The sequence below is a fragment of the Kitasatospora sp. NPDC004799 genome (assembly GCF_040609095.1).
Taxonomy (GTDB): Bacteria; Actinomycetota; Actinomycetes; order Streptomycetales; family Streptomycetaceae; genus Kitasatospora.
Genome location: NZ_JBEXJK010000007.1, coordinates 1 through 16015 on the forward strand (window position 1 = coordinate 1; position 16015 = coordinate 16015).

At 71.3% G+C, this 16015-nt stretch carries 13 protein-coding genes and 2 rRNA genes; 13 read left to right on the top strand and 2 right to left on the bottom strand.

What is annotated here, in order from left to right:
• The 13 genes from ABZW03_RS01845 to ABZW03_RS01905 form a co-directional block, all read left to right on the top strand.
• Positions 1–664, top strand: a 23S ribosomal RNA gene (locus tag ABZW03_RS01845); the annotation flags it as partial.
• An 81-nt stretch (positions 665–745) separates the two neighbouring features.
• Positions 746–862 (top strand): 5S ribosomal RNA (gene rrf, locus ABZW03_RS01850).
• Positions 863–961: 99 nt separating this feature from the next.
• Complete coding sequence (locus ABZW03_RS01855; protein WP_355250609.1) at positions 962–1582, top strand: CDP-alcohol phosphatidyltransferase family protein; 621 nt, start codon at positions 962–964, stop codon at positions 1580–1582.
• Positions 1583–1706: 124 nt separating this feature from the next.
• Positions 1707–4202, top strand: a complete 2496-nt coding sequence (locus tag ABZW03_RS01860) for a mannose-1-phosphate guanyltransferase (protein ID WP_355250612.1) — start codon at positions 1707–1709, stop codon at positions 4200–4202.
• 190 nt (positions 4203–4392) lie between these two features.
• Positions 4393–5481 (top strand): DUF881 domain-containing protein, encoded by a 1089-nt coding sequence (locus ABZW03_RS01865; protein WP_355250615.1) that lies wholly within the window; start codon positions 4393–4395, stop codon positions 5479–5481.
• Positions 5478–5810, top strand: a complete 333-nt coding sequence (locus tag ABZW03_RS01870; protein WP_030062488.1) for a small basic family protein — start codon at positions 5478–5480, stop codon at positions 5808–5810. Before ABZW03_RS01865 ends, ABZW03_RS01870 begins: the two co-directional genes overlap by 4 nt.
• Before the next feature lie 181 nt (positions 5811–5991).
• On the top strand, positions 5992–7050 hold the full coding sequence (locus ABZW03_RS01875) for a DUF881 domain-containing protein (RefSeq protein WP_355250618.1): 1059 nt from the start codon (positions 5992–5994) through the stop codon (positions 7048–7050).
• Positions 7051–7279: 229 nt separating this feature from the next.
• Entirely contained in the window at positions 7280–8161 is an 882-nt protein-coding gene (locus tag ABZW03_RS01880) for an FHA domain-containing protein (protein ID WP_355250621.1), read from the top strand.
• A 179-nt stretch (positions 8162–8340) separates the two neighbouring features.
• Positions 8341–9036, top strand: a complete 696-nt coding sequence (locus ABZW03_RS01885; RefSeq protein WP_355250728.1) for a MerR family transcriptional regulator — start codon at positions 8341–8343, stop codon at positions 9034–9036.
• 108 nt (positions 9037–9144) lie between these two features.
• Positions 9145–9621 (top strand): bifunctional nuclease family protein, encoded by a 477-nt coding sequence (locus ABZW03_RS01890; RefSeq protein ID WP_030303568.1) that lies wholly within the window; start codon positions 9145–9147, stop codon positions 9619–9621.
• Between the two features lie 223 nt (positions 9622–9844).
• Positions 9845–10489: a MerR family transcriptional regulator gene (locus tag ABZW03_RS01895; protein WP_355250625.1), complete on the top strand. Its 645-nt coding sequence runs from the start codon at positions 9845–9847 to the stop codon at positions 10487–10489.
• Between the two features lie 94 nt (positions 10490–10583).
• The gene (locus ABZW03_RS01900; RefSeq protein ID WP_355250628.1) at positions 10584–11306 is read left to right on the top strand and encodes an ElyC/SanA/YdcF family protein; all 723 of its coding nucleotides are present in this window, start codon (positions 10584–10586) and stop codon (positions 11304–11306) included.
• Between the two features lie 74 nt (positions 11307–11380).
• Entirely contained in the window at positions 11381–12796 is a 1416-nt protein-coding gene (locus tag ABZW03_RS01905) for a DNA polymerase IV (RefSeq protein ID WP_355250631.1), read from the top strand.
• Between the two features lie 174 nt (positions 12797–12970).
• Here the strand turns inward: ABZW03_RS01905 and ABZW03_RS01910 are convergent, their stop codons facing one another.
• Together ABZW03_RS01910 and ABZW03_RS01915 are read right to left on the bottom strand one after the other, a co-directional pair.
• A complete protein-coding gene (locus ABZW03_RS01910; protein ID WP_355250634.1) occupies positions 12971–14467 on the bottom strand; it encodes an MFS transporter in 1497 nt (498 codons plus the stop codon).
• Positions 14468–14626: 159 nt separating this feature from the next.
• On the bottom strand, positions 14627–15850 hold the full coding sequence (locus ABZW03_RS01915; protein ID WP_355250637.1) for a PRC and DUF2382 domain-containing protein: 1224 nt from the start codon (positions 15848–15850) through the stop codon (positions 14627–14629).
• Positions 15851–16015: the final 165 nt, after the last annotated feature.

Sequence of the window (16015 nt, forward strand, 5' to 3'; positions counted from 1 at the left end):
GGGTAGTTTAACTGGGGCGGTTGCCTCCTAAAGGGTAACGGAGGCGCCCAAAGGTTCCCTCAGCCTGGTTGGCAATCAGGTGTTGAGTGTAAGTGCACAAGGGAGCTTGACTGTGAGACTGACGGGTCGAGCAGGTACGAAAGTAGGGACTAGTGATCCGGCGGTGGCTTGTGGAAGCGCCGTCGCTCAACGGATAAAAGGTACCCCGGGGATAACAGGCTGATCTTCCCCAAGAGTCCATATCGACGGGATGGTTTGGCACCTCGATGTCGGCTCGTCGCATCCTGGGGCTGGAGTAGGTCCCAAGGGTTGGGCTGTTCGCCCATTAAAGCGGTACGCGAGCTGGGTTTAGAACGTCGTGAGACAGTTCGGTCCCTATCCGCTGTGCGCGTAGGAGTGTTGAGAAGGGCTGTCCCTAGTACGAGAGGACCGGGACGGACGAACCTCTGGTGTGCCAGTTGTTCTGCCAAGGGCATGGCTGGTTGGCTACGTTCGGGAGGGATAACCGCTGAAAGCATCTAAGCGGGAAGCCTGCTTCGAGATGAGCACTCCCACCTCCTTGAGAGGGTAAGGCTCCCAGTAGACGACTGGGTTGATAGGCCGGATATGGAAGCCCTGTGAGGGGTGGAGTTGACCGGTACTAATAGGCCGAGGGCTTGTCCTCAGTTGCTCGCGTCCACTGTGTTGTTCTGAAACAACGACCCGCCCCATGTGAAGGGGTGTGCGGTTGACAGTTTCATAGTGTTTCGGTGGTCATAGCGTGAGGGAAACGCCCGGTTACATTCCGAACCCGGAAGCTAAGCCTTACAGCGCCGATGGTACTGCAGGGGGGACCCTGTGGGAGAGTAGGACGCCGCCGAACAATTCTTCTAGAGAAGCCCCCGCCGGGTGAACCGGTCGGGGGCTTCTCTGTTGTAGGGTCAACATGCAATTGTCGTCGCACGGGACAGGAGGCTCCCGGGTGGAGGTCCAGGAGACGCGGGTCCAGACCGATCGCGTCCTCACCATCCCCAATATGCTGAGCATGGGCCGGCTGGTCGGTGTTCCGCTGTTTCTCTGGCTCATCCTGTGGCCGGTGTTCGACGGACCCAACAATGACGGTTGGGCGCTGTTGATCCTGATGCTGAGCGGGGTCAGCGACTACCTGGACGGGAAGCTAGCCCGGCGGTGGGGGCAGATCAGCCGGGTGGGGCAGCTGCTCGATCCGCTGGCCGACCGGCTCTACGTGCTCTCCACGCTGGTCGGATTGACCTGGCGTGAGATTCTGCCGTGGTGGCTGACCGCGATCCTGCTGGCCCGCGAGGTATTCATCGCCGCGCTGCTGCCGATTCTGAACCGGCACGGCTACGGCCCGCTCCAGGTGAGTTTCCTGGGGAAGGCCGCGACCTTCAATCTGATGTACGCGTTTCCGCTTCTGCTGCTCGGCAGCGTGGACAGCTGGATCGCCCGGCCGGCCGAGGTGGTGAGCTGGGCCTTCATCTGGTGGGGGACGACGCTGTACTGGTGGGCCGCGATTCTTTACGCGGTCCAGGTGAGGCAGATCGTCCGGGGAAGCACCGCGGGCTCGGCGTCCACAGTCTGAGACGTGATCTGAGAGAAGCCCCACGCCTCGTCGGTGCGTCGGACGATACCTTCCGGGTAGAGAACCTCCTGGAACGCTTTGATGGACCTGCGGGTCCACCACCGCGAAGGAGGACGCACCCGTAATGAAAGCCGTTGTAATGGCAGGGGGCGAGGGCACCCGACTCCGCCCGATGACCTCCAGCATGCCGAAGCCGCTGCTTCCGGTCGCCAATAGGCCGATCATGGAGCACGTGCTTCGGCTGCTGAAGCGGCACGGCCTCTCCGACACCGTCGTCACCGTGCAGTTCCTGGCGTCACTGGTCAAGAACTATTTCGGTGACGGCGAAGAGCTGGGCATGCATCTCACCTATGCCCACGAGGAGACGCCACTGGGCACTGCGGGGAGTGTCAAGAACGCCGAGGACGCGCTCAGGGACGATTCCTTTCTGGTGATCTCCGGTGACGCGCTGACCGACTTCAACCTCTCGGAATTGATCGACTTTCACCGCAGCAAGAACGCTCTGGTCACCGTCTGTCTCACGAGGGTGCCGAATCCACTGGAGTTCGGCATCACGATCACGGACGAGGAGGGGAAGGTCGAGCGGTTCCTGGAGAAGCCGACCTGGGGGCAGGTCTTCTCCGACACCGTGAACACCGGTATCTACGTGATGGAGCCCGAGGTCTTCGACTACGTCGCGGCGGGTGAGTCCGTCGACTGGTCGAGCGACGTCTTCCCGCAGCTGTTGAAGGAGGGCAAGCGGGTCTACGGCTACGTCGCCGAGGGCTACTGGGAGGACGTGGGCACCCACGAGAGCTACGGCAAGGCCCAGGCGGACGTCCTGGAGGGCAAGGTCGACGTCGAGCTCGACGGCTTCGAGATCTCCCCGGGCGTCTGGATCGCCGAGGGCGCCGAGGTGGACCCGGAGGCGGTGCTGCGCGGGCCGCTGTACATCGGGGACTACGCCAAGGTCGAGGCCGGCGTGGAGATCCGCGAGCACACCGTGCTGGGCAGCAACGTGGTCGTCAAGCGCGGCGCGTTCCTGCACAAGGCGGTGGTGCACGACAACGTGTACGTCGGGCCGCAGAGCAATCTGCGGGGCTGCGTGGTCGGCAAGAACACCGACGTGATGCGGGCCGCGCGGATCGAGGACGGCGCGGTGATCGGGGACGAGTGCCTGGTCGGCGAGGAGTCGATCATCGGGGCGAACGTCCGGGTCTACCCGTTCAAGACCATCGAGGCCGGCGCCGTCGTCAACACCTCGGTGATCTGGGAGTCGCGCGGCCAGGAGCACCTCTTCGGGGTCCGCGGCGTCTCGGGCATCCTGAACGTCGAGATCACCCCGGAGCTGGCCGTGCGGCTGGCGGGGGCGTACGCGACGACGCTGAAGAAGGGCGCCACCGTCACCATCGCGCGTGACCACTCGCGTGGTGCGCGTGCGCTCAAACGGGCGATGATCTCGGCGCTCCAGACGTCCGCGATCGACGTCCGCGACCTCGAGAACGTGCCCATGCCGGTGGCCCGGCAGCACACGGCGCGGGGGAGCGCGGGCGGGATCTTCTTGCGGACCACGCCGGGCGTGCCGGACTCGCTGGACATCCTCTTCTTCGACGAGCGCGGGGCGGACCTCTCGCAGGCCGGCCAGCGCAAGCTCGACCGCGTCTACGCGCGCCAGGAGTTCCGGCGGGCGTTCCCCGGTGAGATCGGGGACCTGACCTTCCCGTCCAGCGTCTTCGACTCCTACGCGGGCAACCTGCTGCGGACGGTGGACACCACCGGGGTCCGGGAGGCCGGGCTGAAGGTGGTCGTGGACACCGCGCACGGCAGCGCGGGCCTCGTTCTGCCGAGCATCCTCGGCCGGCTCGGGGTGGAGGCGCTCACCGTCTCCAGCGGGCTGGACGAGGCGCGGCCGACCGAGGACGCGGAGACGCGCCGGGCCGGGCTGGCCAGGCTCGGCGAGTTGGTGGCGTCCTCCCGGGCGGCCTTCGGAGTGCGGTTCGACCCGGTGGGCGAGCGCGTCGCGTTCGTGGACGAGCTCGGCCGGGTGATCGACGACGACCGGGCGCTGCTGGTGCTGCTGGACCTGGTCGCGGCCGAGCGGCGCAGCGGGCAGGTGGCCCTGCCGGTGACCACGACCCGGATCGCCGAGCAGGTCGCCGCGTACCACGGCACCCAGGTCATCTGGACCACGACGACGCCGGACGACCTCGCGAAGGCGGCCTCCGCCGAGGGCACGGTGTTCGGCGGGGACGGGCGCGGCGGCTTCGTGGTGCCCGAGTTCAGCGGGGTGCTGGACGGCGCCGCGGCGTTCGTCCGGCTGGTCGGCCTGGTGGCGCGGACCCAGCTCACGCTGAGCCAGATCGACGCGCGGATCCCGCAGGCGCACATCCGGCGCCGGGACATCGCGACGCCGTGGGCGGCCAAGGGCATGGTCATGCGCTCGGTGGTGGAGGCGGCCGGCAGCCGCCGGCTGGACACCACCGACGGGGTCCGGGTGGTCGAGGCGGACGGGCGCTGGACGCTGGTCCTGCCGGACCCGGCCGAGGCGGTCACCCACCTGTGGGCGGAGGGCCCGGACGACGAGGCGACCGAGGCGCTGCTGGACGAGTGGGCGGCCGTGGTCGACGGCGCGGGGCGGTGACGGCGAGGAGCTGAGCACGGGCCGATCCCGGAACTGCTTCGAACGGCGGGGCGCACGGTGTGATTCGTGCGCCCCGCTGTCCGTTTTCACATCATTCGGAACAATCCGTCACTTTCCGTGATGTGTGCAGCGTGTGTGCAGCTCAGGGGCCGTGCACGGGCCCCCTCGGCGGCGTGGGACGATGGTCCCCATGCCAGCGACGCCGACACCGAGTGCCCCGAACGGACGGTACAACCGTCCGGACGCCTCGATGTCCCTGCTGACCAACGTGATGGACCACAGCCTGGACGAGGGCTACGCGGAGGCGGCCGCCGCGCGCGGCGGTGCCCGGGACAGCCGGATGCCCGGCACCCTGCAGGGGCTGCTCACGCTGGGCGCCGGGCTGGCGCTGGTCGGCGCGGTGGTGACGGTGGGCGCGGTGAACGCGCACAAGGCCGAGCCGTCGCTGGCCAAGGAACGGGACGCGCTGATCCACCGGATCAACGACAGCAACACCTCCGCCGACCACTTGCAGAAGCAGGTCCAGGAGCTGCGGCTCAAGGTCGACAGCACCCAGCAGCAGGCGCTCGCCTCGGGGGACGCCGATCCCGGCGGGGTGACCGGCGCCGTGGGCCTGGGCCAGGTCACCGGGCCGGGCCTGAAGCTGGTCCTGGAGGACGCCGCGGGCACGGGCCTCGGCGGCAACGTCGACCCGCGGGCCGGGCAGGGGTTCTCCAACAGCGGCCGGCTGCGCGACCGCGACCTGCAGCTGGTGGTGAACGGCCTCTGGGGATCCGGGGCCGAGGCGATAGCGATCAACGGCCAGCGGCTGACCGCGCTGTCCGCGATCCGGGCCGCGGGCGAGGCGGTGCTGGTGGACAACCGGCCGCTGGTGCCGCCGTACAGCATCCAGGCGATCGGGGACGGCTCCAAGCTCCTCGGCGCCTTCGAGAAGGACATGGCCGGGCAGTACCTGCGGCTGCTCCAGGAGCAGTACGGCATCAAGTCGACGCTCTCCGTGCAGAAGAGCCTGACGCTGCCGGCGGCGGTGGGGGTGACGCTGCGGACCGCGCAGCCGGTGACGCCCGAGGCCTCGCCCACGGCGGCCCCGACGGGCCCGGGCGGCACCCCGTCGGCCGGAGCCGGCGCCCAGGAGAGCCCGAGCGCGTCCGTCTCACCATCCGCCTCGCCTTCCGCATCCACCTCGCCGACCGCGTCCGGCGCTGCCACCACCGCCAAGCGGCGTCCGTCGGCCGGAACCACCAAGACCACGACAGGGACAGGAGCAGCCAGACCGTGATTGCCGTACTGGGTCTTGTGATCGGGGTGGTCGTCGGCCTGTTCGTCCAACCCGAGGTGCCGGACGCCGTGGTGCCCTACCTGCCGATCGCGGTGGTGGCGGCGCTGGACGCCGTGTTCGGTGGCGTCCGGGCGATGCTCGACGGGATCTTCAACGACAAGGTGTTCATCGTCTCGTTCCTGTCGAACGTGGTGGTCGCGGCACTGATCGTCTTCCTCGGTGACCAGCTGGGCGTCGGCTCGCAGCTGTCCACGGGTGTGGTCGTCGTCCTCGGCATCCGCATCTTCTCCAACGCGGCCGCGATCCGGCGCCATGTCTTCCGTGCCTGAGCCCGGCCGCGAGGCGGCGGAGAAGCAGGAGGCCACGGCGGCCGGGCCGGCCGCCGGGAAGCCGGGTGACGGGTCGGGCCGGACGGCGGTCGGGAGGACGCCCGCGGAGCTGGTCGAGAAGGCTGTGGACGCACCTGAGCCGGAGTCGGACGGGGAGTCCGGCCCGGAGCATGCGGCGGAGGTGGCCGAGGCCGCTGGGACGGCCGGGGAGACCGCCGAGGCCGGGGAGGCGTCGGAGGGCAAGTCTGACGCTGAGGCTGAGCTTGAGGCCGGTTCGGTGCCCGAGCCGACGCTGCGGCTGACGAAGGCCGCCGAGCCGGCACCCGAGGCCGCGTCGGCGACCGAGCCCGAGGCCGACCCTAAGGCCGAGCCCGGGGCGGAACCGGGGCCGGAGGCCGAGGCGAAGCCCGCGCCTGCCGTCGAGCCCGCGAAGTCCACGCCTGAGCCGACGGCAGAACCCGGGGCGGCCACCGAATCCGAGCCCACGCCGGAGCCCGAGCCCGATGCGGACCGGAACACCGGCCGGCGGCGCCTGAAGGCGGCGCTCTGGCCGCCGCGGTTGTCGCGCGGGCAGCTGGTGGTGGCGCTGCTGCTGTTCTCGCTCGGACTGGGGCTGGCGATCCAGGTGCGGTCGACCAACGACCACCACAGCCAGCTGCGCGGGGCCCGCCAGGAGGACCTGGTCCGGATCCTCGACGAACTGGACAGCCGTCAGCAGCGTCTCCAGCAGGAGAAGGCGGAGCTGGAGCAGTCCCTGGCGAAGTTGGAGAACAGCTCCAACCAGGCCAAGGAGGCCCAGGAGCAGACCAGGAAGAAGGCGACGGAGCTCGGCGTGCTCGCCGGCACCGTCAAAGCCACTGGTCCGGGCATCGTACTCACGGTCGATGATCCCCAAGGGCAGGTGAAGGCGGATATGCTGCTGGACACCCTGCAAGAACTTCGAGCGGCGGGGGCGGAGGCGATTCAGATCAACGATGTGCGCGTGGTGGTCAACACCTACTTCACCGACCTGTCGGCCGGTGGGGTGCAGATCGACGGGAAGAAGGTCTCGCAGCCCTACCGCTTCACGGTCGTGGGGAACCCGCAGGACCTGACACCCGCGCTGAACATCCCGGGAGGTGTCGTCCGTACGCTGGAGAGCCACCAGGCGCGGGCGACGATCACCCAGCAGCCGAAGGTGGTCGTCGACGCCCTCGTGGACCCGAAGTCGCCGCAGTACGCCAAGCCGGCCTCGAAGTGACGGGGCGCCCGGCGAACGGCCCGTCAAGGGCGGGCGGCACCCGCTGCGGAGCGCCGCCGTCACATGGGCGAGACTGGTTCGCACCAGTACGCTCCGGAGCAACAACCGCAGTACCAGCCGCCGGAGTGCCACTCCGGCGGGCCCGAGCCGCGATCACCGGGCTCGCGGCATGTCCGAGGCTCTCACCCTGCCCCGCGGGCGGGTCTGTCACACGCAAGGGGATTCGCCCGTGAGTTTCTTCTCGAAGTTGTTCGGTCGTAACAAGGGCCGTGACGCGGCCGCCGTCGAGGCGCCCACCGCGCGTCACCGCCGGCCGGAGGACGAGCCCGCGGTGCCGGGCATGCGTCCGGCCCCCGAGGCCGCGCCGTACGCCGGCCAGCAGCTGTACCGGGACGGCGCCGCCGCCCAGTACGCCGGGAATCCGGCGGGCTACGGCGCGTCGGTTGACCCCTCCGGCGAGCCGCGCATAGGTTTCCCGTCAGGACCCTCAACCTCTGGTGGAGGGTTTGCCCCGGATCCGTACGCCGGGCACAACCCGTCGGGTGTGCCGCGCCAGGAGGCTGTGAACATGGCTGGCCCCACTCCGTGCCCCAGGTGCGGCAACCAGAACCCGGCCTCGGCCCGGTTCTGTTCCAACTGCGGTATGGCGCTGCGCGGTGGCCTGCTCCCGGAGGGGGCGGCGGAGACCACGTCGACCATCTCCATCTCCGGCCTGGAGTCGTACGACCCCACCGCCACGACCGGCACCGGCGCCACGCCGGCCCTGTCGGCCGAGGTGCTGTCGGCGATCGACGCGCTGCCGCCGGGCTCGGCCCTGCTGATCGTGCAGCGCGGTCCGAACTCCGGCAGCCGCTTTCTGCTGGACTCGGACGTCACCACGGCGGGGCGTCACCCGCAGGGTGACATCTTCCTGGACGACGTCACGGTCTCGCGCCGCCACGTGGAGTTCCGCCGCACCCCGGCCGGCTTCAGCGTCGCGGACGTGGGCAGCCTCAACGGCACCTACGTGAACCGGGAGCGGATCGACGAGGTGTCGCTGAACAACGGCGACGAGGTGCAGATCGGGAAGTACCGGCTGGTGTTCTTCGCCGGCCACAACCGGGGGTACTGAAAGCGACGTCGGCAGGAGCCCGAGTGAATACGAATACCCCTTCCTCTTCTCTCGGGGCGGCCACCCCAACCCCGTCCGGTCCGCAGGCGGACCGCGGCGGACGCGGGGTGGTCGCGGGCCCGCGCCAGCCGGTCCGGGCCGAGCGGCCCGCGGGGCGCCGGCGCGGCGCCGACGAACTGCTGAGCATCGGCGCGGTGCTGACCTTCCTGCGCGACGACTTCCCCGAGGTGACCATCTCCAAGATCCGCTTCCTGGAGGCGGAGGGGCTGGTCGAGCCGCAGCGCACGCCCTCGGGATACCGCAAGTTCAGCCCGGCCGACGTCGAGCGGCTGGCCTACGTCCTGCGTATGCAGCGGGACCACTACCTGCCCCTGCGGGTGATCCGCGAGCACCTGGACGCCATCGAGCGCGGTGAGAGCCCGCCCGCGCTGCCCTCCGCCGCCGACCCCCGGCCCGGCCCGCTGGAGGAGGCGGACCGCGAGCTGGTGGCCGCCACCGAGGTGCCGTCCGGCGTCCGGCTGGGGCGCGCCGAGCTGCTGGCGGCGGCCGAGGCCGGGGAGCCGGAGCTGGCCGAGTGGGAGTCCTACGGGCTGGTCGCCCCGGGCCCGGACGGCGGGTACGACGGCGAGGCGCTCCAGGTGGCCCGGCTGGTCGCGGAGCTCGGCCGGTACGGGCTGGAGCCCCGGCACCTGCGGGCCATGAAGGCGGCGGCGGACCGCGAGATCGCGCTGGTCGAGCAGGTGGTGGCGCCGCTGCGCCGGCACCGGAACCCGCAGACCAGGGCGCACGCGGAGGCCACCGCCCGGGAGCTCGTGACGCTGTCCGTACGGCTGCACGCGGCGATGGTCCAGGCCGGTCTGCGGACCCGCGGATAGGGCCGCGGTGCCCGTGGGCGGGCCCGGGCGGCACCGGGCGCACCCCGCTGACCAGCGGCGTCGGCCCTGCGCTTTCATATCCGGGAGCGGAGCCATAGGGTTGCCTGTGTGAATGAGCTCGACGTCGTGGGTGTCCGGGTGGAGATGCCTTCCAACCAGCCGATCGTGCTGCTGCGGGAGGTCGGGGGAGATCGCTACCTGCCGATCTGGATCGGCCCCGGCGAGGCGACCGCGATCGCCTTCGCCCAGCAGGGCATGACGCCGGTGCGCCCGCTGACGCACGACCTGTTCAAGGACGTCCTGGAGGCGCTCGGCCAGCAGCTCACCGAGGTCCGGATCACCGATCTGCGGGAGGGCGTGTTCTACGCCGAGCTGGTGTTCGCCGGCGGGGTCGAGGTGAGCGCCCGGCCGTCCGACGCCATAGCGCTGGCGCTGCGCACCGGCACGCCGATCTACGGGAGCGAGGAGGTGCTCGCCGAGGCGGGCATCGCGATCCCGGACGAGCAGGAGGACGAGGTCGAGAAGTTCCGCGAGTTCCTCGACCAGGTGTCGCCCGAGGACTTCGGGGGCAGCGGTCCGCAGTAGCGGGGCCCTGCTGGACGGGCAATCGGCCTATCGTTTTGCCAAAAACCGTCCATCTACCCACACTAGGGGCACGAAAAACCACTCTCCTGAGTGATGTGGTTTGTCTGACTCGGCGTGGCGATCGTTGACGGGTCATAGGGGACTGCCTACCGTCAGGAGTGGCTGTCCGGGTGGCCGATGCCCGCAGTCGGGTTGCCCGCAGCACGAGTGGACGGAGGCAGGCATGAGAAGCACCGGCGATGACGCGGCCGTGGGAGGCCGGTGCGCCGTGCACATGCCGCGCACCGCTCGCACCGTCACGGACCTCCCCCGGATGGGCCGTTTCCCGGCCGTACAGCCGGGGCAGCCGGCCATCGAGCGGCTGTCCCCGACGTCCGACCTGCTCGGCTTCCGGGGCCCGACGGCCTGCGCGGCGGCCGGCATCACCTACCGCCAGCTGGACTACTGGGCCCGCACCGGACTGCTGGAGCCCAGCGTCCGCACCGCCTACCCGTCGACCAGCCAGCGGCTCTACAGCTTCCGCGACATCCTGCTGCTGAAGATCGTGAAGCGGCTGCTCGACGCGGGCGTCTCGCTGCAGAACATCCGGGTGGCGGTCGCCCACCTCCAGGCCGCCGACCAGGCCGACCTGGCCGGGATGACGCTGATGTGCGACGGCGCGACGGTGTACGAGTGCACCACGCCGCAGCAGGTGGTGGACCTGCTGAAGGGCGGTCAGGGAGTGTTCGGCATCGCGGTGGGAGCGGTCTGGCAGGAGCTGGAGCTCACCCTCGGGCGGCTGCACGCCGAGCGCACCGACACCGGCGAGACCCTGGTCGGGAACGACCCGGCCGACGAGCTGGCCCAGCGGCGCAACCGGGCGGTCTGAGCAGGCGTTCGACGGGGCCGCGGGCCCGGACGGGGAACCGTTCGGACCCGCGGCCCCGTCGTCTTCCCCGGTTGACGCGATCGAGGGAGGGCACGTGGAGGACGGCACCGGGATAGCGGGGCTGCTGCGGCGCAGGGCCGGGCTGCTGGCGGCGCGGCTGCGGCCGCGGCGGACGCAGCGCAGGGTGTTCCAGGTCGGGACGGTGCTCTGCTCGCTGGCGCTGGCGCCGAGCGCCTGGGTGTGGCTCGCCGCGGGGGACCGGGTGGGCACGGTGGAGAGCGCGCCCGCCGCGCCGGTCGCGGTGGTCTTCGGCGCCGGGCTGGACCAGGGCAAGCCCTCCCCGTACCTGGAGCACCGGCTGGTCGCGGCGCTGGACCTGTACCGGGCCGGGAAGGTGCAGGCGATCCTGGTGACCGGGGACAACGGGCGGGTCGAGTACGACGAGCCCGACGCGATGTACACCTACCTGACCGAGCACGGGGTGCCCGAGGACCGGGTGGTCCGGGACTACGCGGGCTTCGACACCTGGGACTCCTGCACCCGGGCGCGCCGGATCTTCGGGGTGGACCACGCGGTGCTGGTGAGCCAGGACTTCCACGTCCGCCGGGCCCTGGCGCTGTGCGAGGCGGCGGGCATCCGCTCGTACGCGGTCGGGGTGCCGGAGCTGCACGACGTGACCTGGCTGTACGGCGGGCTGCGGGAGGTTGCCGGGGCGGGCAAGGCGGCGGCCAACGCCTGGCTGCGGCCCGACCCGCTGTTCCTCGGGCCCACGGAGGACGGCATCCCGAAGGCGCTGGCGGAGGCGGCCAGGAAGTAGCCGCCCGGGGCCCGGCCGCGGGCCGCCCGGCCGGGTTCGTACGCACTGTCGGACCCGTACGCGATGATCGGCGGGTGCGATCTCTGCCGAGCATCATCCACCTCGACATGGACGCCTTCTTCGCGGCGGTGGAGCAGGCGGCCAAGCCGAGCCTGCGCGGCAAGCCGGTGATCGTCGGCGGGCTCGGCGGGCGCGGGGTGGTCTCCACGGCCTCGTACGAGGCGCGCCGGTTCGGGGTGCACTCGGCGATGCCGATGGCGCAGGCGCGCCGGCTCTGCCCCAACGCCGCCTTCCTGTCGGGGCGGTTCGAGGCCTACCGGCAGAACAGCGAGATCGTGATGGGGCTGCTGCGGCAGCTCTCCCCGCTGGTGCAGCCGCTCAGCCTGGACGAGGCCTTCGTGGACCTGGAGGCCGGCCCGTACGGACCGGCGCTGCTGGACGCGGACCACGAGACCGGCGAGCGGCTGGTGCTCGCGCTGGCGGAGGACCTGCGGGCGGACATCCGGCAGCTGACCGGGCTGACCGGCTCGGTCGGGGCGGCCGGGTCCAAACTGATGGCCAAGATCGCCTCCGAGCAGGCCAAGCCGGACGGCCTCGTGATGATCGAGCCCGGGGAGGAGCGGGCCGTGCTCGGCCCGATGCCGGTCCGGGCGCTGCCCGGGATCGGGCCGGCCACCGAGCAGGTGCTGCGCCGGGCCGGGCTGAACACGGTGGCCGACCTCGCGGAGGCGGGCGAGGCGGAGCTGGTGCAGCTGGTCGGGCGGGCGCACGGCGCCGGGATCTTCCAGATGTCCATAGGGCTGGACGACCGGCCGGTGGTCGCCGATCAGGACGCCAAGTCCGTGTCGGTGGAGGACACCTACGAGGTGGACCTGGCGGACCGGGAGCGGGTGCTGCGCGAGGTGGAGGCGCTGGCCGGCCGGTGCGTGCGGCGGCTGCGGTCGGCCGGGCGCTCGGGGCGGACGGTGGTGCTCAAGGTCCGGCGGTTCGACTTCTCGACGCTGACCCGCTCGGAAACGCTCGGCGGGCCCACCGACGACGAGACGGTGATCACCGCGACCGCGCGCCGGCTGGCCGAGCAGGTGGACATCACCGGCGGGGTCCGGCTGCTCGGCGTGGGCGTCGCCCAACTCGCCGACTACACCCAGGAGGACCTGTTCGCCCAGGCGCTGCGGGAGGAGGCCGCGGAGCACGCGGAGGCGGTGGCCGAGGCCGTGGCGGCCGAGGAGGAGCCGGAGGCCGTCGTGGTGCGGCGCTGGATGCCCGGACAGGACGTCCGGCACGAGGAGTTCGGGCCGGGCTGGGTGCAGGGCAGCGGCGTCGGGAGGGTCACCGTACGGTTCGAGACCCCGTGGAGCGGGCCGGGGCGGGTGCGGACCTTCGCGGTGGACGACCCGGCGCTCGAACCGTCCCGGCCGCTGCCGCTGCGCCTCCCCGAGGGCGGGGACGGGGCGGAGGGCGGGGACGGCGGGTCGGCCGAGGGGGCCTGAGAGGCGAGGGGGCCCGAGAGGTGAGGGGCCGGAGACGCGAAGCGGCCCCACCCGGTGGGGGAGTACCGGGTGGGGCCGATCACCGTGCCGGTCCCCGTACGTTCGTGATGCCCTCGCGACGTACGGAGGCCGGGCCCCGCGCCCTGTCCCTGAGCGCGGGGGCCGGACGCCTCGTCAGGCGTCGGTCTTGACCAGCGCGGGGCTGGAGTCCTGCTCGGCCGAGCCGCCGACGACGGTCGGGGCGGCGGCCGACTTGGCGCCGCGGATCAGGAACGGGACGACGCCGGCGATGATGCAGACGACGGCCGCGGTCCAGTACGCGTGCTTGAAGGCGTCCAGGGTGGGCAGCGTGAACGGGATCTGCGGCGGCAGCTTCATGGTGTCGCCGGTCAGGATGGCGGCCATGACGGCGGTGCCGATCGCACCACCGACCGTGCGCAGCACGGAGTTCATGCCGTTGGCGATGCCGCTCTGCTCGGCCGGGACGGCGCCGTTGATGTAGGCGGGCATCGCGGCGAAGGCGAGGCCGACGCCGAGACCGAAGATCGCCGAGGCGGTGTAGATGTCGCCCTCGTGCCCGTGCCGGACGGCCAGGTAGGCCATCGCGATCGCGCCGAGGACGCCACCGAGCACCAGCGGCAGGCGCGGGCCGCGCCGGGCGATCAGCATGGCGCCGACCGGGGCGGCGACCATCGAGCCGATCGCGGACGGCAGCAGCATGACACCGGCGTGCAGCACGCTGGCGGTGAAGCCGTAGTGGGTCAGCTTCTCCGGGGACTGGGCGAAGTTGCTGATGACCATGAAGGAGCCGTACATGCCGAAGCCGATCAGCAGGCCGGCCACGTTGGTGAAGGCGACGGCCGGACGGCCCATCATCTTCATGTCCACCAGCGGGTGCGCGACCTTGGTCTCGATGATGCCCCAGACCAGGGCGACCACGGCGGCGACGGCGAACAGGCCGAGCGTCCGGTTGGAGGTCCAGCCCCAGTGGTTGCCCTGGCTGACCGCGACCAGCAGTGCGGAGAGCCAGCCGGCCAGGGTGAGGGCGCCCAGCGGGTCGGCGCCGCCCTCCTTGTCGGTGACCGGGTCGGTCGGGACCCGGAGGGCGACCAGGGCGACCGCGATCAGGCCGAAGACCAGGCCCATCCAGAAGATCGACTTGTAGTTCCAGTGCTCCAGCAGGAGGCCGGTGGCGACCAGGCCGAGGCCGGAGCCGACGCCCATCGAGGCGCTGATGGCGGCGACGCCGCCGGTCACCTTCTGCTTGGGCAGCTCGTCACGGACGATGCTGATCGCCAGCGGCAGGACGCCACCGCCGGCGCCCTGGAGGACGCGGGCGACGACCAGCCAGGTGAAGGAGTGGGTGCTGACGGCCAGTGCCGAACCGGCGACCAGGCCGGCCAGCGAGATCAGCAGCATCGGCTTACGGCCCCGGAGGTCGCCGAAGCGGCCCAGGAGGGGAGTCAGCACGGCTGCGGAGAGCAGGTTGGCGGTCATCAGCCAGGTGATGTTGGAGGCCGAGACGTCCAGTTCCTTGGCCAGCGAGGGCAGGATCGGGACGACCGCGGTCTGCACCACGCTGAACGACAGCATCGCCAGGATGAGGGCCGGCAGGACCCGGGCGCTGCTCTGCTTCTCGGCCGCGGTGGTGGGCTGGGGTGCCTCACTCACGGTTGCTTCCTCCCGTACATAGTGAATGAACTGAAGTAACCATGCAGGGCGATACTTCAGAGTGTCAAATATCGAGCGGTTAAGCTTTGGCAAAGTCGAACGGTCGGGTACGCGACAAGGGCCCCGGACGGCGTCCGGGGCCCTTGTCGCGGGGTGCTGTCAGACCAGTGGCCGTAGGGCTGCCGGGCGGGACGAGGTGGCGGGCGGGGCGGAGTCGGTCGACGGGTCGGTCGGCGAGGCGGGGGCCCGGGTGCCGGTGGTGTCGTGGACTTCGACGTGCTCGCGGCGGAGTTCCTCCCGGATCACCTCCTCGGTGGTGTACCGCTCGACGATCAGGCGGACCCGTTCGATCGGGGCGAGGTGCTTGCGGGCCACGGCGCGTTCCTCGCGGAGAGTGACCTCTTCGACGGCCTCGACGATGTCCTTCTCGGTGAGCGCGGCGCGCTCGGCGTCGCTGACCGGCAGCCGTTCGACCCGGACGCGCTCGCGGACCACCGGGACGCGGCGCTCGACCTGCTCGGTCGTCACGTACTTGCGCAGCTTCGCGGTGCCGATGGTGTGCCACTCGGTGGTGACCTCCAGCCGCTCCTCGCGGCAGGTGATCTCGACCGGGCCGCTGGGGGAGGGCGAGGCGGCGCCGGCGTTCGCCGTGGTGGTGGTCGCGGCGGTGGTGGTCGCCATCGGCGCGGGCGCGGGCGCGGGGGCGTGCGGCGACTGCGGCTTCGGTTCCACGACCGGGTCGGCGGGAGCCGCGGGGGCGGTGGTGGTGGCCGCCGGCGGGGCGGTGGTGGTGGCCGCGGGTGTGCTGAGGGTCCGCATGTCGGCCTCCGGGGCGGTCCTGACGGTGTCGGCGACGGTGGGGGAGGTGGTGGTGAGGGGGGCGGGAGCCGCGGCGGCCGGAGCCGGGGGCCTGACCGGGGCCGGCTCGGGGGAGCGCTCGGGGGTGTGGAAGGTGAGCGGCTTCACCGGGGCCGCCGCGGTGGTCGTGGCGGCCGCCGCCGCCGTGGTGCCGAAGTCGAGGTCGGGCTGCTTGGCGCGGCTCCCGTTCTCGCCGTTCGGGCGGCTGTCCATCGGCGTGTCGAGCCCGTAGTAGCGGTAGAGCTGGAGCTCCTGGGCGGGGGACAGGTGCTGGCCGACGCCGAAGTCCGGCGACTCCTTCACCAGCGACTTGTCGTACGGCACCCGGAGTTCGTCGCCGGCGAACTCGCTCGTGGTCAGCGGGACGAAGGCGTCCCGGCCGAAGATGCCGGTCCGGACCGCGGCCCACTCGGGCCGGCCGGTGGCGTCGTCCAGGTAGACCTCGTCGACCGTGCCGATCTTGTCTCCGTTGCGGTCGACGGCCTTGTGACCGATGAGGTCCCGCGGGTCGATCTCGGTCTGCACTCTTTCCTCCCGTGCGCTGAGCCTGCGAAGTCCCGCAGGAAGGCGGCCGGGGCACCCGATCCGTCGGCCACTTCACACCAAAAGCCATGAAACGGACGGGCGCGACCGGGACTGCGCCGGACGGGCTGCGCACTGGCCCGTCCGGGGGACGCGCGTAGACCTCGA